General features: G+C 67.4%; 12 protein-coding genes. 6 read left to right on the forward strand and 6 right to left on the reverse strand.

What is annotated here, in order from left to right:
- Positions 1 to 38: 38 nt before the first annotated feature.
- Together AC3WJB_RS02375 and AC3WJB_RS02380 are read right to left on the reverse strand one after the other, a co-directional pair.
- Positions 39 to 890, reverse strand: a complete 852-nt coding sequence (locus AC3WJB_RS02375; RefSeq protein WP_492678326.1) for a thiol:disulfide interchange protein DsbA/DsbL — start codon at positions 888 to 890, stop codon at positions 39 to 41.
- A gap of 65 nt (positions 891 to 955) precedes the next feature.
- Positions 956 to 1,735 carry a c-type cytochrome gene (locus AC3WJB_RS02380; protein WP_492678328.1) on the reverse strand — a complete coding sequence of 260 codons (780 nt, stop codon included), beginning with the start codon at positions 1,733 to 1,735 and terminating at the stop codon, positions 956 to 958.
- A 114-nt stretch (positions 1,736 to 1,849) separates the two neighbouring features.
- Between AC3WJB_RS02380 and yihA the strand changes: the two genes are divergently transcribed.
- On the forward strand, positions 1,850 to 2,488 hold the full coding sequence (gene yihA, locus AC3WJB_RS02385) for a ribosome biogenesis GTP-binding protein YihA/YsxC (RefSeq protein WP_492678330.1): 639 nt from the start codon (positions 1,850 to 1,852) through the stop codon (positions 2,486 to 2,488).
- Between the two features lie 37 nt (positions 2,489 to 2,525).
- Here yihA and AC3WJB_RS02390 read toward each other — a convergent pair whose 3' ends face one another.
- The gene (locus tag AC3WJB_RS02390; RefSeq protein ID WP_492678332.1) at positions 2,526 to 3,020 is read right to left on the reverse strand and encodes a GAF domain-containing protein; all 495 of its coding nucleotides are present in this window, start codon (positions 3,018 to 3,020) and stop codon (positions 2,526 to 2,528) included.
- Positions 3,021 to 3,190: 170 nt separating this feature from the next.
- On the opposite strand from AC3WJB_RS02390, the gene AC3WJB_RS02395 reads away from it, so the two are divergent.
- Together AC3WJB_RS02395 and dcp are read left to right on the forward strand one after the other, a co-directional pair.
- Positions 3,191 to 3,559, forward strand: a complete 369-nt coding sequence (locus AC3WJB_RS02395; protein ID WP_492678334.1) for a hypothetical protein — start codon at positions 3,191 to 3,193, stop codon at positions 3,557 to 3,559.
- Between the two features lie 72 nt (positions 3,560 to 3,631).
- Positions 3,632 to 5,845, forward strand: coding sequence for a peptidyl-dipeptidase Dcp (gene dcp / locus AC3WJB_RS02400; protein WP_492678336.1), 2,214 nt, complete (start codon positions 3,632 to 3,634; stop codon positions 5,843 to 5,845).
- A gap of 6 nt (positions 5,846 to 5,851) precedes the next feature.
- On the opposite strand, the gene AC3WJB_RS02405 is transcribed toward dcp, so the two are convergent.
- A complete protein-coding gene (locus tag AC3WJB_RS02405) occupies positions 5,852 to 9,388 on the reverse strand; it encodes an ankyrin repeat domain-containing protein (RefSeq protein WP_492678338.1) in 3,537 nt (1,178 codons plus the stop codon).
- A 295-nt stretch (positions 9,389 to 9,683) separates the two neighbouring features.
- Between AC3WJB_RS02405 and AC3WJB_RS02410 the strand changes: the two genes are divergently transcribed.
- Positions 9,684 to 11,123 (forward strand): OmpP1/FadL family transporter, encoded by a 1,440-nt coding sequence (locus tag AC3WJB_RS02410; RefSeq protein WP_492678340.1) that lies wholly within the window; start codon positions 9,684 to 9,686, stop codon positions 11,121 to 11,123.
- A 75-nt stretch (positions 11,124 to 11,198) separates the two neighbouring features.
- On the opposite strand, the gene AC3WJB_RS02415 is transcribed toward AC3WJB_RS02410, so the two are convergent.
- Both AC3WJB_RS02415 and putA read right to left on the reverse strand, forming a co-directional pair.
- The gene (locus AC3WJB_RS02415; protein ID WP_492678342.1) at positions 11,199 to 12,623 is read right to left on the reverse strand and encodes a coniferyl aldehyde dehydrogenase; all 1,425 of its coding nucleotides are present in this window, start codon (positions 12,621 to 12,623) and stop codon (positions 11,199 to 11,201) included.
- A gap of 181 nt (positions 12,624 to 12,804) precedes the next feature.
- Positions 12,805 to 15,960 carry a bifunctional proline dehydrogenase/L-glutamate gamma-semialdehyde dehydrogenase PutA gene (gene putA / locus AC3WJB_RS02420; protein ID WP_492678344.1) on the reverse strand — a complete coding sequence of 1,052 codons (3,156 nt, stop codon included), beginning with the start codon at positions 15,958 to 15,960 and terminating at the stop codon, positions 12,805 to 12,807.
- Here putA and AC3WJB_RS02425 point away from each other — a divergent pair.
- Positions 15,952 to 16,680, forward strand: a complete 729-nt coding sequence (locus AC3WJB_RS02425) for a DUF2244 domain-containing protein (protein ID WP_492678346.1) — start codon at positions 15,952 to 15,954, stop codon at positions 16,678 to 16,680. The genes putA and AC3WJB_RS02425 overlap by 9 nt on opposite strands.
- The gene (gene coxB / locus AC3WJB_RS02430; protein WP_492678348.1) at positions 16,677 to 17,636 is read left to right on the forward strand and encodes a cytochrome c oxidase subunit II; all 960 of its coding nucleotides are present in this window, start codon (positions 16,677 to 16,679) and stop codon (positions 17,634 to 17,636) included. Before AC3WJB_RS02425 ends, coxB begins: the two co-directional genes overlap by 4 nt.

Consider the following 17,636-nt stretch of genomic DNA (forward strand, 5'->3'; position numbering starts at 1 on the left):
CCGGGAATCGACGGCAAGGCCCGCGCCGCGGCGCCAGATCACTTGCCGGCTGCTTCCTTGGACACCAGCCATTGGGTGAGTTCAAACGCCTGCGGATAACCGCCCGCGCTGGCCACGGTAAAGCGGTACTTGCCATTGACCACGATCGTCGGCGTAGCGTCGACACCGTACGCCTTGACCAGGTCATCGGCCCGCTTCATCTTGGTGTTGACGGCAAAGGAATCGGCCACGGCCAGGAACTCCTGGGCGGATACGCCGTACTTGGCATAGAACTTCGCGGCATCGTCGATCGTCGGCCAGGCCGAGCGCGGCTTCGGCGCGCCGCTCTGCAGGTTGTAGGTCGCCAGCTCGCCGCTCTTCCAGGTCGCGTCAAACATCGCGTCATGGGTCTTGTCGACCAACCCCAGCGCCTGCGCCGCATAGAACGCGCGCTGGTACATCGGCCAGTTCTCGTCCGGGCGGAACGACGCCGGCACGTAATTCATGACCGCTCCGGCCGGGAGGTTGCTGGCGATGCGATCCACGGTGCCGTGGAAGGCGTTGCACGCCGGGCACACGTAGGAGAACACCTCGGTCACCTCGATCGCGCCCGGATGGCCGGTGGGTTGCGGCGGGTCGATCAGGAAGTAGTTCTTGCCCGCCACCCACTTGCCGGTATCGACAAACGGGGCGGGCGGCGGCGCGTCGCTGGCGGCGGCAGTCTGCGCCGGGGCCGGCGCACTGCCGGTCGCCGGCGGGGTCGCGGCCGGTGTGCCCGGCGTACTGGCCACTTGCGCCGGCGTCGAGGAGCCAGTCGTGGTGGCCGGCTCGGCTACGCCGGCCTGGTCATGGCTGGTGCATGCCGCCAGCGCCAGCAGCGCCGCGCACACGACAGGTAGATGCTTGAACATGATTGGACACCTCGAGGTATGGCGTATCCCACAACGAGCCCCGCCACGGCCAGCGAGGCCGGGGTTCAGGGCATGGTGGTGCCGGCAGGCTCGCTTGTGTGCAGGCCTTCGATATAGCTGGACAACGCGGTGATGTCCTGCGCATCCAGCTTCTTGGCAATGGTCGGCATGATCTGCGCGTGCACGGTGGTGCCCCAGACCGTGCCGTCATGCCAGGCCTTCAGCGTCGCCTCGACGTATTGCGCATGCTGGCCGGCCAACTGTGGGTACATGGCCCCGGGATTGCCGCGGCCATCCGGGCTGTGGCACGCCATGCAGGCCGGAATGCCGCGCGCGACATCGCCTTCGCGGAACAAGGTCTGGCCGTGCTCGACCAGGGCCTCGTCGGCCACGCCCGGTGTCACCTTCTGGCTGGCGAAGTAGGCGCCGACGTCGCGCATATCCTGCGCGGACAGCGGCGTGGCCATCCCCATCATGATCGGGTTCTCCCGTACGCCGGACTTGAAGTCCGCCAACTGCAAGGCGATGTATTCCTCGCTCTGCCCGGCCAGCTTGGGATACTGCGCATCGGTGGAATTGCCATCCACGCCATGGCAGGCACCGCAAACGGCCGCCTTGCCCTGGCCGGCGGTGGCATCACCGGGCTTGACCGCCGCGCCGCCTGCCGTCGCCACGGCCGGAGCCGCCGCGCTGCCCCCGGTTGCCGATGCCGCGGCGGACTGGGCGGCCGCCGGGCTCGTCTGGGCCTCGGCCTGCGCCAGCAACACACCCACGGGCGCGGCGAGCGCAAGCGCCATCGCCGACCAGAGTACGGCAGGCCGAAAACCAGCGATCTGAAACCTCATACACTTCTCTCCCGAGACGCGTGCGAACACGGCCGTTGGTTGCAGGCCGAAGGCATGCAGCAGCGGAAACTCTGGAATTATCCCTGCGGTCCCCAGCTTGGTCAAACGCCAACCATGTCCCAATCCTTGCAAGGCGCGCAATTTGTGCTCGCCGCACACCGCCTCGGGCAACTGCCCGCCGACACGGGAGCGGAGGTCGCCTTTGCCGGCCGCTCCAATGCCGGCAAGTCCAGCGCGCTCAATGCGCTCACCAACCACAAGGGCCTGGCGCGCACCTCGCGGACGCCCGGGCGCACCCAGCAAATGGTGGTGTTTGCCCTGCCGCAGCCATCCGCCAACAGCGGGCCGCCGTCGCCGGCGCTGCGCCTGGTCGACCTGCCGGGCTACGGCTACGCCAAGGTGCCACAGGCCATGCGCGAGCACTGGAAGGTGGAGATCGACGCTTATCTGCACCAGCGCCGCAGCCTGCGCGGCCTGGTGCTCATTGTCGACATCCGCCACCCGCTGAAGGAGTTCGACCGCACGATGCTGGCGTTTTGCACCGCCACCGGCTTGCCTTGCCACGTATTGCTGACGAAGGCCGACAAGCTCTCGCGCAACCAGGCCGCCCAGGCGTTGGCGCAGCTGCTGGCGCAATGCACCGCCGAAGGCCTGAGCGCCACTGCACAAGTGTTTTCCGCCACGGCCGGGACCGGCGTGGACGCCGCGCGCCATGCCGTACTTGGCTTGCTGCTGGCACCGCCGGCCACCTGATCGCGGCGCGCCGGCCGCTGGCGCGGCGACGACACGCTCAGGCGTGCGCCAGCGAGTCCATGAACACGGCACACAAGGCCTCCATGCCGGCACGGTCTTCTTCGTCGAAGCGGCTGAGCTGGGAGCTGTCGACGTCCCATACCCCGAGCAGGCTGCCGTCCGGCTTGGACAACGGCACGACGATTTCCGAGCGCGAGGCGGAGTCACAGGCTATGTGTCCGGCAAAGGCGTTGACGTCCTGCACCACCTGGGTCTGTCGCGTCGTCGCCGCGGTACCGCACACACCACGGCCAAGCGCGATGCGGATACAGGCCGGCTTGCCCTGGAACGGGCCCACCACCAGCTCGGTGCCGTCGAACAGGTAAAAGCCGGCCCAGTTCAAGCCGGCCAGGCTGTGATAGACCAGCGCACCGAAATTGGCGGCGTTCGCGATCAGGTTGCGTTCGCCGTGCAGCAGGCCGCGCGCCTGCTGCACGAGGTCCGCATAGTGTTCACGCTTGTTGGCGTACATCTGGGTCTTCATTTCAAACATGCGGCGCACCCCGGGGCATCGGCGGCAAAGTCCGTATTATGCCCGTGCGGTCGCGACGAAGCGGCCAGCCAGGTGCTGGAACGCACGGCGCAAAGGCATGGCGGCGGGCCGTCTGGATATGTTCGTGGGCGGCGCGCCTGGAAAATCACCTGCATGCATGGATGTGCGACATGCCAAACCTGGAGGCCCCCGTGACCCGCAACCACTACTACCTGTCGATTGCCGACCTGTCCAAGGCGCGCGGACCGGAGCCGACCCTGGCCTGGGACGGCAGCAGCCCCGACGCCTTTGCCGCGACCCTGCAGCAGGCGCTGCGCACGGACCAATTATTCGTGCGCTGGCGTCAGGCGCAAGCCGACCCGGACGCGGTGGACCCGGGCCTCGCGCTCACCGATCCGGCCGCCGAGGTCAGTGCGCGCATCCGCGACCTGCACACCGAGGTGGACGTGGTGACCGACTTGCCGATGAGCGTGCTGCGCCAGCGCCTGAACCTGCTGATTGGCAGCACCTGGCAACTGCGGGACATGCATGCAGCCTGAGTGTCCCCCCGCGACCGCGTGTAAAGTGGACGGCAACCCGCTGCGAGCCAGCGTCCACCCGCGAGCGAGCCCATGACCCTTCCGCGCCTGGCCGTCATCGGCACCGCGCTCATCCTCGCCGCGTGCTCACGCCAGCCAGGCAGCGCCGCGCCGCCCGGCCAGGCGCCCGCCACGACGGCGACCGCGGCGAGTCTCCACCCCCAAGGAACCACTCCAGGCATGACCGGCAATCCCTTCCTTGCTCCGAGCACGCTGCCGTTCGAGGCGCCGCCGTTCGACCGGATCACGGATGGGGATTACGCCCCGGCGCTCGAGGCCGGCATGCGTGAGCGGCTCGCCGAGGTGGAACGGATTGCCAACGAGACGTCCGCGCCGACCTTCGCCAACACCTACTTGGCACTGGAAAAGAGCGGCGCGCTGCTGCACCGCGTGCGCGCGGCATTCGACGCCATCACCGGCGCGGACACCAATGACACCCTGCAAAAAGTGCAGGAGGACGTTGCGCCCAAACTGGCAGCCAATGACGATGCCGTATATCTCGATGCGCGGCTGTTTGCCCGCCTGCAGAAGGTTTACGACGAGCGGGCCTCGCTTGCGCTCGATCCCGAATCGCTCCGGTTGGTGGAGGTGGTCTACGGCGACTTCGTGCGCCATGGCGCGAAGCTCCCGGCCGCCGACCAGGCCATGCTGCGCGAGCTGAACCGGGAAGAGTCGACGTTGAGCACGGCGTTCGCCAACAAGCTGCTCGCCGCGACCAAGGACGCGGCCCTGGTGGTGGACGACAAGGCGAAGCTGGCGGGGCTGTCTGATGCCGGGCTTGCGGCTGCGCAAGCCGCCGCGCACGAGCGCGGGCTCGAGGGCAAATACCTGCTCAGCCTGCAAAACACCACCCAGCAGCCGGAGCTGCGCGACCTCCGCGACCGGGCCACGCGCCAGGCCCTGTTTGCGGCATCGTGGAACCGCGCCGAGCGTGGCGATGCCAACGACACCCGCCAAAGCATCGAACGGCTGGCGCAACTGCGCGCGCAACAAGCCCGGTTGCTCGGTTTTCCCAGCTACGCCGCGTGGAAACTGGAAAACCAGATGGCAAAGACGCCCCAGGCGGTTGACGCTTTCCTGGACCAGCTCGCCCCGGCCGCCGTGGCGCGGGCGAGGCGCGAAGCCGCGGACATCCAGACGCAGATCGACGCCGACCAGGCCGCACGGGACGCCCCGACGTTCCCGCTCGCCGCCCCGGACTGGAACCGTTACGCCGAGCAGGTGCGCAAAGCAAAATATGACCTCGACGAAAGCCAGCTCAAGCCCTACTTCGAGCTGGACAACGTGTTGCGCAACGGCGTGTTTTACGCCGCCAACCGACTGTACGGCCTGAGCTTCAAGGAACGCCACGACCTGCCGGCGTACCAGCCGGACGTGCGCGTGTTCGAGGTCATGGATGCCGACGGCAAGTCGCTGGCCCTGTTCTACGCCGACTACTTCAAGCGCGACAACAAGAGCGGCGGCGCCTGGATGGGCAACTTTGTCGAGCAGTCGAAGCTCTTGGGCCACAGGCCGGTGATCTACAACGTGGCGAATTTCGCCAAGCCGCCCGCCGGGCAACCGGCGCTGCTGTCATTCGACGACGTCATCACCATGTTCCATGAGTTTGGCCATGCGCTGCACGGCATGTTCGCCGACCAGCAATACCCCACCCTGTCCGGCACCAACACCGCGCGCGATTTCGTCGAGTTCCCCTCGCAGTTCAATGAGCACTGGGCGACCAACCCCGAGGTCCTGGCGCATTACGCGCGGCATTACGCGACCGGCGCCGCCATGCCGAAGGCAGTGCTCGACCGGCTGCTCGAAGCACGCCAGTTCAACGCCGGCTACGACATGACCGAGGCGGTGGCCGCGTCCGTGCTGGACCTGCGCTGGCATACGCTCGACGCCACCGCCCCGCTGCAGGATGCCGATCGCTTCGAAGCCACGGCCCTGAAGGACGGCCACGTCGACCTCGGCTACGTGCCGCCGCGCTACCGTTCCAGCTACTTCCTGCACATCTGGAGCAACGGTTACGCGGCCGGCTACTACGCCTACCAATGGACGCAGATGCTGGCCGACGATGCCTTCGTGGGGTTCAAGGAACAGGGCGGCCTGAGCCGCGCGAACGGCCAACGTTTCCGTGAGCAGGTGCTCTCACGAGGCAACAGCCAGGACTTGGCGCAGATGTACCGGACCTGGCGCGGACATGCACCCGGCATCGAACCGATGCTGGAATACCGTGGCCTGCAGGCTGCCCCGAAGTAGCGCGGCCTACTCTGCCGGCTGGGCCGGCCGCCTCAGGGTCTGGCGCACGCTGGGCACGGCGCTGCCACGTACCGCCAGCTCCTGGGCCACGTCGACGTAGCCCAACTGGCGCGCGACATCGGCCGCGGTGCGTGAGAAGCCGTCGACTGCCGTGCGCTCGGCGCCATGTGTCAACAAAATGCGCGATGGCGCGACCAACGCGTGCATGGCACAGGCATGCAGGGCGGTGACCCCGCGGTGGTCGGCATGCTGGCCGGAGGCTCCGGCGTCGAGCAGCAGCGGCAACAGCGCGCCGATATGGGTGGCGTCGCAATGGCAGCCCGGCGGCATGTGCGCGCCCAGCAGCAACAGCAACGGCGTGGTGCCGGTGGCATCGGCGCGGTTCACGTCCACGCCGTGCTTGAGCAGGGTGTCGAACAGGCGCCGTGCACGCAGGCTGTCATTGTGTTCGAAGCTGAACTGCGCCGCCGCGTGCAAGGCGTTGCGGCCATTGTCGTCGACCGCGTTGACGTCGGCGGTGTTGCCAAGCAGCACCTCGACGATCTCCGGATAGCCCAGCGCCGCAGCCACCATCAAGGCGGTGGCCGCATTGGGCAGGCGCTGGTCGACACCCACGCCACGGCCCAGCAGCACGGCGATCACCCCGGTCTGACGCGCGCTGACCGCCGCCGCGAGTGGGGTCACTCCGCTGTGCGCGGCGAGGGTCGCATCGGCGCCCGCATCCAGCAGGCAATCGACGACGGCCGCGTGTCCGTTGCCACAGGCGCGCAATACGGCCGTGGCGCCTTGCGCATCGCGTGTGTCGACCGGAAAGCCGAGTTCCAGCAGGCGCTGCACGCTGAGCAGGGCACCGGCCCCGGCCGCCGCGGGCAGGTCTTCGGCGCGCAGTGACCGCGCCGGCCGTGGCCAGTCGCGCCAGTCCAACCAACGTTCCAGGGCAGGATGTTCCAACGCCAGCCCGCGCGGGGTCTCGCCATTGGCGTCCGCCGCTTCGGGATCGGCCCCATGCGCAATCAAGGCACGCACCATGGGCAGCGCCGCGGCACCATGTTCGAGCGCGGCGAACAACGGCGTACGGCCTCCTGCATCGCGCAGGTTCGGGTCGCAGCCGAGTTGCAACAAGGCTTGCAGCAGTGCCTCGTGCGCCGCGGCGGCGGCCAGGTGCAAGGGTGAGCGTCCGCTCTCATCAAGGCCAAACGGATCACCTCCCGCCGCGAGCATGCGCAGGACCAGGGTCCTGGCCGCCGCCGTATCAGCGCCCGCGGACAAGGCACGCGCCAGCAGGCCAGCGCCGGCTGGACTCGCCCCCGCCTGCAACAGGTCGCGGGCCGCCTCGGCGGCTCCTGGCAACAGGCGCAGCACGGCATCGAACAGGCGCTCGCCCGGCAGTGGCGAAGCGGCTGGCGGCGGAACGGCTGGTGGTACATCGACGGACGGCGCAGCGGCCGTGCCTTCGGTGAGCGCGGGCGCCGCGGACGCCTGCGGTTCCAGGCGGGCCTCGGGATCCAGGCCATGATCCAGCAGCCAGCGCCGGCCCATCGCCAGGCCCGGTTCGGTGAGCTCGACGAACAAGGCCGCGCGCTGGGCCTGCGACCAGTCGCGCACGCGCTCGGCAAAGGTCGAAGCGATCGCCCAATGGCCAAAGCGCAAGGCATCGAGCAGGTGCGCCGGCGTATCCTCGCCGGCCGGCAGCAGTCCTGCGCTCAGGCTGGCCGGCAACGGTGTTTGCGGGTCGAGCAATGCCACCAGGTCCCAGCGTCCCGCCGCCGCGGCGTGGTCCAACGCACTGCGCCCGTCCGGATCGCGCAACTTGGGATCGGCGCCATGCGCCAGCAGCACCCGCACGGTTTCGGCCTGCGCATGCGGCGACTGGCAGGCCAGGGTCAAGGCATCGCGCCCCAATGCATCGCGGGCGCCGACATCCGCTTCCGCGTCGACCAGCAACTGCACCACGCCGCCAGCTCCGGCCCGGGCCGCTTCCATCAAGGGCGTGCTCCCGCGTACGTCCACGGCGTTGATCTCGGCGTGGGCCTGGCACAGCGCCCGCACGATCTCCACGTGGCCCTCGGCAGCAGCCACCGCCAGCGCGCTGCGCTGCTCGCCATCCACCGCATCGACGTTTGCACGCTGCTTGAGCAGCAGCTTTACGCCGGTCGCGTCGTCGTCTCCGACACCGGCGGCGGCGACCAGCGCGGGCATGCCGCCCACCGGGGCGGCAGCAGCGCCATGTTCAAGCAGGAATTCGACCAGCGACCAATTGGCGGCATGGCAAGCCACGGACAATGGGCTCTCACCAGCCGTATTCAGCGCGTCGATCGGCGCACCGGCATCGAGCAACATCGCCGCCACGCCCGGCTCCGCACTCAGTACCGCACCGTGCAAAGGGGAGTTCCCAGCCACGTCCACCAGCAATGGGTCGGCGCCATTGGCCAGCAAGGTCAGCACTGCCTCGGCGCGGCCATGCCAGCTGTCGCGGGTGGCAGCAAGCAGAGGCGTGATGCCGCCGCTCGCACGATTGATGTTGGCGCCCTTGGCGATCAGCGCGCGCAGCAACCGCGTATCCGGCAACAAGGCGGCCAACATCAGCACCGGGCGCTGGTCGCGATCGCCATCGGGCGGCCCCGCATCCACGTTGGCACCTTCGGCCACCAGGGCCAGGGCGCGCTCAATATCGCCCTCCCGGGTCGCCTCCAGCAAGCCTTCCACTGGCACCGGACTGGCCTGGGCGGCCGGTTCCACGCTTGGCGCCGCGACAGCGGGCGGTGCCTCGACGCCCGCTGCGTCAGGGCAGCCGACCGCGGCCAGCGCCTCGCGGGTGGCATCGGCAAACGCCGATACCTCACCGGCATGCTCACAGCGCTCACGCAACAGCGCGTTCAAGGTGCGGTCCACGATCACCAGGCAACCGAGTGGAAGCACCACGATGCCATACAACGCCATGGCCGCCGTGCGCATCTCCGTCGGCAAGACCCCATACAAGCCGGCCAGCGCGATCGCCCCGAAGGCCAACACGAGCAGCGCAATCGCGGTCGGCAAGAAATGGGTGAGCGCGCGCTCCTCACGCGACAAGTGGCGGCCAAACGCAACGCTGCGCGCGGCAGCGGTAAAGATCCAGGAGCCTTCCAGGCGGGTCGGATAAGCGTCATCCCAAACGCAGACCAAGCCAAACGCCGGCCATAGGCGCCACAGCACGCCGATGGCCAAGATCAGCGTGGCCGTCAGCACCATCGCCGCACTGATCCCTGGCCAGTCGTGCAGGCGCAACATCGGCCACGCCACAAGGGCGAAAACCACCACCGTATACGCGGTGAACAGGACCAGGTACGTGGCGCCGCGTCTTAGCACCGTGCGCGCAAAGCCGGGTTCCAGGTCGAAACCCATCGCATGGCAGCTGGCGGCCATGCATAGCGCGTTGGCCAGCAGCAGCGGAATCAGCGTCAAGGGATGCGTCGCCGCGCCTGCCATGGCAACCGCAACCAGGCTGGGCAAGAACCACAGCAGCGTTTGCACTGAAAGACGGCGACGCCGTTTGGGTTGACTCATCTTCACAGTATAGAAACCACTTTCTGCACAGACGATAATCAAGCGTTAAACACCGCCGGCGAAACTGTATCGGGATACGCGATACGGCCGCGTACGATCGCACAGCTGGCTGGATTGCCCGGAAGCCGCGCCGCGCCACTTGGCGACATCACCTCGGCGGACCGTCGCGGCGATGGGTCGCAGCCCCTTGCAACGCACGCCGCGAATGGGCACAGTGGAAACGGAATTCAAACAAGCGTATGAGTGCCCTTCGCCGTCCCATCTGCGGGCGGCACATGCCCCTCAGGAGGCCCCGATGTCCAACCCAATCCGTTCTTCGGCCAGCAAGGCAGGCCCGCTCCTGCTGGCCTTGTTGAGTGCCAGCATTGCCGGTGCGCTGGCCCTGCCCAGCACGGCGGACGCGAGTGCGTTCCAGCTGAAGGAAAACAGCGCCAAGAGCATGGGTCGGGCATATGCCGGCTCGGTTGCGGCCGGCGGTGACGCCTCGGTCGTGGTCAACAACCCGGCAGCCATGAGCATGCTCGACGGTACCTATCTGCAGGCCGACGTCAGCGCGATCAACTTCAGCGCCAAGTTCAAGGGCACTGCGCATGACGCCTTGGGCCGGCCGATCAGCGGCGGCAACGGCGGGGACGGCGGCACCACCTTGCCGGTACCGGCATTCTTCGTGGCCTCAAAGGTGTCGGACCGGGTGAATGTCGGCCTCGGCTTCAGTGTGCCGTTCGGCTTTCAGACCGAGTACGACCACGACTGGATGGGGCGCTACAGCGCGCGCAAGTCCCGCTTCCAATCCATGGACGCGACGTTATCGGCATCCTTCAAGGTCAGCGACAACTTCAGCCTGGGCGCCAGCCTGATCGCCGAGAAGACGATTGCCGAGTTGACCAACGCCATCAACTTCAACAGCGTCGGCCTGGGCCTGGTGCAGCAGGGCGTAGCCGCCGGAGCCATCGCGCCAACGCAGGCGCCGGCCTTGCTGGGCGCGGTCAACACCCTGTTGCCGCCCGGTTCGGACGGCCACGCCCGCATCTACGGCGACAGCACGGATTGGGGCTGGCAGCTGGGCGCGTTGTGGAACTTGACAGCCAACGACAGGCTGGCACTGAGCTACCGCTCGCGCATCACGCACCGGCTGAAAGGCACGGCCAACTTCACCGACACCCCGGCGGCCGTGGGCCTGCTGTTGTCCAATCCCGCCGTTGCACCGTTGCTGGCCGGCGGCATCCCGTTCCAGCACACCACCGGCACGGCGAATTTCACCACCCCGGCGACCGCCGGTCTGAGCTACTGGCACCAGGACCAGGCCTTTGGACTCGGCATCGACCTGGGCTGGACGCAATGGAATGTAATGAAGCAGCTGACGGTCAATTACGGCAACCCGGCGCAACCGCCATCCTCATTGGATTTCAACTGGCACAACACCTGGTACGCCTCGGTGGGTGCGGACTGGTACGTCACGGACAAGCTGACCCTGCGTGGCGGCGTGGGCCTCGACACCACCCCGACGCGCGCAACCACGCGTGACCCGCGTGTACCGGATTCGACGCGGCACCTGGCCTCGGTGGGCATTGGCTACAAGGCCAGCGAGCGCTTCGAGATCAATGCCTCGTTCCTGCACGTCTTCGTCAATGCCGCGCACCTCAACGGGTCAGCCAGCGCCACCCATGATGTGTTGACCGGCAACTTCGACGATTACGGCAACGTGCTGGCGCTGTCGGCCCAGTACAAGTTCTGACGTCCGACGCGCGGCAGCCGTGCAGTGCAACCTCCCTGCCTTGGCGGGGAGGTTTTTTTGTGCGCGCAGGATATGTCAGCCGCAACGCAGCAGCAGCGCCAGCATGCGGCGGAAGCGTGACCCGTAGGGTGGGCTCAGCCAGCCGGCGGCATTCCACCGCGACTGGTGAAAAATCGGCAGCAGGTGCGAAAACGTGCGGAAGCCGGCCTCGCCGTGATAGCCGCCCATGCCCGAGGCACCGACGCCGCCAAAGGGCAGGTCATGCTGGGCAATGTGGAACAGCGTGTCGTTGACGCTGACACCGCCAGCCTTGGTCCGCGAAAGGATCTCATCCACCAACGCGCGATCGCGCTCGAACACGTACATCGACAGCGGGTGCGCGCGCGCGCCAATGTGGGCAATGGCGTCGTCCAGCGTGTCGTAAGGTACCAGCGGCAGCAGCGGGCCGAAAATCTCCTCGCGCATGATCGCCATGCCGGCGTCCACGCCGGTGACCAGCTGCGGCGCCAGCCGGCGGCGGGCAGGGTCGTCCGCGCCGTCCGTCAGTGCGTGCAGTTGCGCGCCGGCGTTGTGCGCGGCATCGCGCAAGCCCGCCAGCCGCGCATATTGGCGATCGGAAATGATGCTGGCGTACTGGCGGTTGTGCGCCAGGTCCGGATACATGCGCGCCACCGTCGCCTGGGCGTGCGCGATGAAGTCATCGACCTGCATGCGCGGCAGCAGCACATAATCGGGCGCGATACAGGTCTGCCCGGCATTGACCAGCTTGCCGAGCATGATGCGTTCCACCGCATTGCCGAAGTCGGCTCCCGGCCCGATCAGCGCCGGCGACTTGCCACCCAGCTCCAGCGTCACCGGCGTGAGGTTGGCTGCCGCCGCGCGCATCACCCCACGCCCCACGGCGGTGGAACCGGTAAACAGCAGGTGGTCGAACGGCAACGCGGAAAACGCCTGCGCCACCGCCGCACCGCCGGTCACCACGCGCACTTCGTCCGGCCGGAAATGGGCGGCAACCTGCTCGGCAAACGATGCGGAAAAGCGCGGCGTGGATTCGCTCATCTTCAGCAGCACGCGGTTGCCGGCGACCAGCGCGTCCACCAGCGGCCCGACCGCGAGATACAGCGGGTAATTCCATGGCGCGATGATGCCGACCACACCGCGCGGTTGCGGCCGCAATTCGACACGCCCCGGCAAAAACGCGATCGCCGCCAGCCGCCGCGGCGAACGCATCCAGTGTCGGCCGTGGCGCAAGGCATGGCGGATGGCCGACAGCGCGGGAAACAATTCCAGCAGCTCGGTCTCCTCCACCGGTCGCTGGCCGAAGTCGGCGTCGATCGCCGCGGCAAATTCCGCGCGCTGTTCCAGCAACATGCGCTCCAGCTGCCGCAGCCGCTCCGCCCGCACCGGCCACGCCGGTAGCGGCTCGCGAGCCTGGGCGGCACGCATGCGCTCGAACATCACACGCAGATCGACAGGTTTGTCCCGCTCACTCGCCATCATGAGACGCTCCGGAATTTATCGAAGGTATGCTGGCGTTTGCTGACCTCCGGTTCGACAAACGCCGCCCCAGCGCAAGCCAAAGGTACCTCGGACACATCCGTACCCGGCCAGGTGTTGACCGGATCAACCGATGCACCCGTGACCGCGTCGGAGTCGGCTTCCCGCGGCCTCCGACTTCCGGCTATTCCCCGATCGTGAGCAGCGACGCGTTGCCGCCGGCGGCCGTGGTGTTGATGGTCAGCGTGCGTTCGCTGGCGAAGCGCAGCAGGTAATGCGGGCCACCAGCCTTGGGGCCGGTGCCGGAGAGGCCTTCGCCGCCGAACGGTTGTACGCCGACCACCGCGCCAATCTGATTGCGGTTGACGTAGCAATTTCCCACGCGCGCATGGCTCTGGATGAACTGCACGGTGTCATCGATGCGGCTGTGGACACCGAGGGTGAGGCCGTAGCCGGTAGCGTTGATCTGCTCGATCACCTTGCCGAGCTCGCTGGCCTTCCAGCGGATCACATGCAGCACCGGTCCGAAGATCTCGCGGGTGAGCGTCTGCAGCGATGGGATTTCATAGGCGCGAGGAGCGAAAAACGTGCCGTCGCCGGTGAGCGCCGGATCGAGCGGCACCTCGGCGATCTTCTTCGCCTCCTGGTCCATGCGCGCGGCATGCTCGACCAGGATCTTCATCGCGTCGGCATCGATCACCGGACCGACGTCGGTGGAGAGCAGGCCCGGGTCGCCGACCTTCAGCTCGGCCATGGCGCCCGCCAGCATGCCGAGCACCTTGTCGGCAATGTCCTCCTGCACGAACAGCACGCGCGCAGCCGAGCAGCGCTGGCCGGCGGACTGGAACGCGGCGGCAATCACGTCCTTGACGATCTGCTCGGGCAACGCGGAGGAGTCGGCAATCATGGCGTTCTGGCCGCCGGTCTCGGCGATCAGCGCGGCGATCGGCGCGTTGCGCGCGGCCAGCGCGCGGTTGATGGCCCAGGCGGTTTCGGTCGAGCCGGTAAAAGCCACGCCGGCCACGCGCGGGTCCCGGGTGAGCGCGGCGCCGACCACGGCACCGTCGCCGGGCAGGTACTGCAGCACGCCGGTGGGGACGCCGGCCTCGTGCAACAGCTTGACCGCCGCGTAACCGATCAGCGAGGTCTGCTCCGCCGGCTTGGCAATCACCGCGTTGCCTGCAGCAAGCGCGGCGCAGACCTGGCCCATGAAGATCGCCAGCGGGAAATTCCACGGGCTGATGCAGACGAACACGCCGCGCCCATTCAGGAATAGCTGGTTGCTCTCGCCGGTCGGACCAGGCAACTGGTCCGGCTGTCCGAACAGCCGACGCGCCATGGTGGCGTAGTAGCGGAGGAAATCGGCCGCCTCGCGCACTTCGGCGACGGCATCGGGCAGGCTCTTGCCCGCCTCGCGCACACAGAGCGCGATGAACTCGCCGCGGCGCGCCTCGAGCAGGTCGGCGGCATGCTCCAGGATGGCCGCGCGGCTGGCGGCTGGCAGGCGGTCCCAGTCCGGCTGTGCGGCGACCGCGTTGGCCAGCGCCGTGTCCGCCGTGGCGGCGTCGCCCGAGACGTAGCTGCCGATGTTCTGGCGACGGTCGGCCGGATTCGTGACCTGCACGGTCGGGCCGCTGCCGGTGGCGCCCGGCACCAGCGGCGTGGCATGCCACGGCCCTTGCTGGTCGTCGACCGCTTCGGCCAGGGAGCGGAGCTCATTGTCGTTGGAGAAGTTCACGCCCATGGAATTCTTCCGAAGTTCGCCGTACAGGTTGACCGGCAGGGAAATACGGGGATGAGGAATGGAAGCAAAGCCGCGCACGGTCTCGCACGGATCGGCAACCAGTTCGCGCACCGGCAGGCTCTCGTCCACCACGCGGTTGACGAAACTGGTGTTGGCGCCGTTTTCGAGCAGGCGGCGCACCAGGTAGGGCAGCAAGTCCTCGTGCGTACCGACCGGCGCATAGACGCGACACGGCACACCGAGCTTGTCCTTGCCGATCACCTCGGCATACAGGTCGGTGCCCATGCCGTGCAGGCGCTGGTATTCGAACGGGCGGCCCTGCGACAGGTGATGGACTGCGGCAATGGTGTGCGCGTTGTGCGTGGCGAACTGGGGGTAGATCAACTCCACGCCGGCGTCGAACAGCTTGCGCGCGCAGGCCAGGTAGGAGACGTCGGTGTTCGGCTTGCGCGTATAGACCGGATAACCGGCCAGGCCGTTCTCCTGTGCCCGCTTGATCTCGGCGTCCCAGTAGGCGCCCTTGACCAGGCGCACGTACCAGCGCCGGCCGGTGGCGCGGGCGGTCTCGATCAGCCAGTCGATGACCAGCGGCGTGCGCTTGGAATACGCCTGCACCACGATGCCGAGCCCGTTCCAGCCTTGCAGCGAAGGGTGCGCGAAGACGTCGCCGATGATGTCCAGCGACAGCTCCAGGCGGTCCGCCTCCTCGGCGTCGACCGACAGCGCGATACCCTGCTTCATCGCCAGCTGCGACAGTTCCAGCAGCTTGGCGGTAAGGTCGCGGCGGGCCTCGGCGCGCCGGGCCACTTCATAGCGTGGATGCAACGCCGAGAGCTTGACCGAGATCGACGGCGCCTCGGTGTGGTTGGCGAACGGGCCGCGCGCGCCGATGCGGGCGATGGCGCGGCGATAGTCTTCCTGGTAGCGCTCGGCCGTCTCGGCGGTGAGTGCGGACTCGCCAAGCATGTCATAGGAATAGCGGTACATCGCGTATTCCTTTTTCGCGCAGCGGTCCAGCGCCTCGTCGATGTTGCGGCCCATGACGAACTGGTGGCCCATGATGCGCATGGCCTGGCGCACGGCCAGGCGGATCGCCGGTTCGCCGGCGCGCGCGACCAGGCGCTTGAGCGCCCCGGCGAAGTCGTGGCGGGTCTCTTCAGCCAGGTTCACCAGGCGGCCGGTGAGCATCAGGCCCCAGGTGCTGGCGTTGACGAACAACGACTCGCTCTGGCCCAGGTGCTTCTTCCAGTCGGCATCGCCCAGCTTGTCGCGGATCAGCTTGTCGGCCGTGGTCTTGTCCGGAATGCGCAACAGTGCCTCGGCCACGCACATCAGCAGCACGCCCTCCTCGCTGGAGAGGTCGTACTGGCGCATGAAGGATTCCACTGCACTCTGGTCCTTGGCCCGCGCGCGCACGCGCGTGACCAGGCCCGCGGCAAGGTCGATCACCTGCTCACGCTCGACCGGCGGCAGGCTGGCCTGGGCCAGCAAATCGTTGACGGCTTCAGTTTCGTCGCGCAGCCACGCTGCAGTGATGCGCGCGCGCGCCGGGGTGACGCCCGCGGGGAGCTCGGGACTGAGAATGAGTTGATTCACGGCTACGCCAAGGTCGTTGAGCAGAGAAAGCTGCCGAAGGCAAGCGACGGATTGTACGGCAGCACGAAAATTCCGTCGCCCTGGCTACATATGGACGTCCGCACGGCGGGGTACAACAGGATCTTGACCCATGTCAAGACGCTGCGGCGTTGTTGCCCACCGGACCGGCCCGGCCTATCATCTGTCAGTCCCGAACCAGTCGGACAGCTCATGGTGGTGCTTCGACCAGCTGGTGCAGAGCGGCGGTGCACGACGATGTGGCTTCAGCCAAATCGCACACTCAGCCATCGCGGCTTGCGCCGCGTCATCATGGTGCTGGTTGTGCTGGTGCTGGGTACGGCTGGTTTGGGGGCGTGGCAGGGGAACGTCTTCGCGCCCTTGTTTGCTGCCCTCGAGTCGATGGTTCTGGCGTACGCGCTGGGCATCGCTTGGCGCGCAGGCGACCGTGGCGAGCGCATTACCCTGGATGGGTCGTCGCTGGAGGTAAGTGAGTTGCCCAGCGGCCGCAGCACGCGCTTTCCGTCGTATTGGGTGCGTGTGCGACTGGAACCGAGCCACGGACGGCAGCGATTGGTGTTGTCGTCACATGGACATGCGTTGGAAATCGGCGTGTTTCTGGCGGAGCCCGAACGCGTCGCACTGTCAAAAAAACTCATGGCGTTGCTGACCAGATATCACAATCAGCTGCATGGACCGGTTCAACAAGGGTACGAGACATGACATTTGGCGGCATCAGTCGATTCATCAAGGCAGGTACGGCGCTGGCCGCCGTCATGCTGTGCGGCGCAGCGCAGGCACGAGCGCCCACCGTCCCGGGATCGTGGCAGTTGAACCTGACACCAGGCGACAGCACGTGGTCGCACATCCCCTACTCGCTCAATAACATCGCCCTGGGCATCTGCGTGGTGCTCGGCGTGCTGGTGTTCGGGGCCATGTTCATCTCCATCGTCCGTTTCCGCAAATCGCGCGGCGCGGTGGCGGAGAAGTGGTCGCACAACACCACGGTGGAAGTGATCTGGATCACCATCCCGGTGATCATTCTCGCGGTATTGGCCTACCTGGCCAGCGGCGGCCTGGTGTCGTGGGCGAATACCGAGAATTCCCAGATGACGGTGAAGGTCACCGGCTATCAGTGGAAGTGGCGCTACGACTACGTGTCCTATCTGGACAAACCAGTCGCCAACGTCGGCTTCGTGTCCAAGCTCGACCAGCAGAGCGACGACACCCGCCAGCTCGGCTCGGGCCTCAGCCCCTGGGCGGTGAAAACCGATGGGGAAAACACCTACCTGCTGAACGTGGATAAGCCGCTGGTCATCCCGGTGGACACCAAGGTGCGCTTCCTGATCACCAGCGGTGACGTCATCCACTCGTGGTGGGTGCCGGCCACCGGCTGGAAGCTGGATGCCATCCCCGGGATCATCAACGCGGCCTGGACCAATATCACCAAGCCCGGCACCTACCGGGGCCAGTGCGCCGAATTGTGCGGCCAGGACCACGGTTTCATGCCGATCGTGGTCGTGGTCAAGTCGAAGCCCGACTTCGCCAAGTGGCTCGCCGAACAGGAAGCGGCCAGTGCCAAGCCGGCCAGCGCCGCCTCCACCGCCACCGCGGCCGAAGCGCCCGCTACACCGGGCATCACCGCTGCCGCCCTGGCCAGCAACCCGCCGCAGCACTGA

Source organism: Rhodanobacter sp. FW510-R10 (genome assembly GCF_058781105.1).

Coding starts and splice junctions, on each gene's coding strand:
- AC3WJB_RS02375 (WP_492678326.1), bottom strand. CDS start 890: ATGTTCAAGCATCTACCTGTCGTGTGCGCGGCGCTGCTGGCGCTGGCG.
- AC3WJB_RS02380 (WP_492678328.1), bottom strand. CDS start 1,735: ATGAGGTTTCAGATCGCTGGTTTTCGGCCTGCCGTACTCTGGTCGGCG.
- yihA (WP_492678330.1), top strand. CDS start 1,850: ATGTCCCAATCCTTGCAAGGCGCGCAATTTGTGCTCGCCGCACACCGC.
- AC3WJB_RS02390 (WP_492678332.1), bottom strand. CDS start 3,020: ATGTTTGAAATGAAGACCCAGATGTACGCCAACAAGCGTGAACACTAT.
- AC3WJB_RS02395 (WP_492678334.1), top strand. CDS start 3,191: ATGCCAAACCTGGAGGCCCCCGTGACCCGCAACCACTACTACCTGTCG.
- dcp (WP_492678336.1), top strand. CDS start 3,632: ATGACCCTTCCGCGCCTGGCCGTCATCGGCACCGCGCTCATCCTCGCC.
- AC3WJB_RS02405 (WP_492678338.1), bottom strand. CDS start 9,388: ATGAGTCAACCCAAACGGCGTCGCCGTCTTTCAGTGCAAACGCTGCTG.
- AC3WJB_RS02410 (WP_492678340.1), top strand. CDS start 9,684: ATGTCCAACCCAATCCGTTCTTCGGCCAGCAAGGCAGGCCCGCTCCTG.
- AC3WJB_RS02415 (WP_492678342.1), bottom strand. CDS start 12,623: ATGATGGCGAGTGAGCGGGACAAACCTGTCGATCTGCGTGTGATGTTC.
- coxB (WP_492678348.1), top strand. CDS start 16,677: ATGACATTTGGCGGCATCAGTCGATTCATCAAGGCAGGTACGGCGCTG.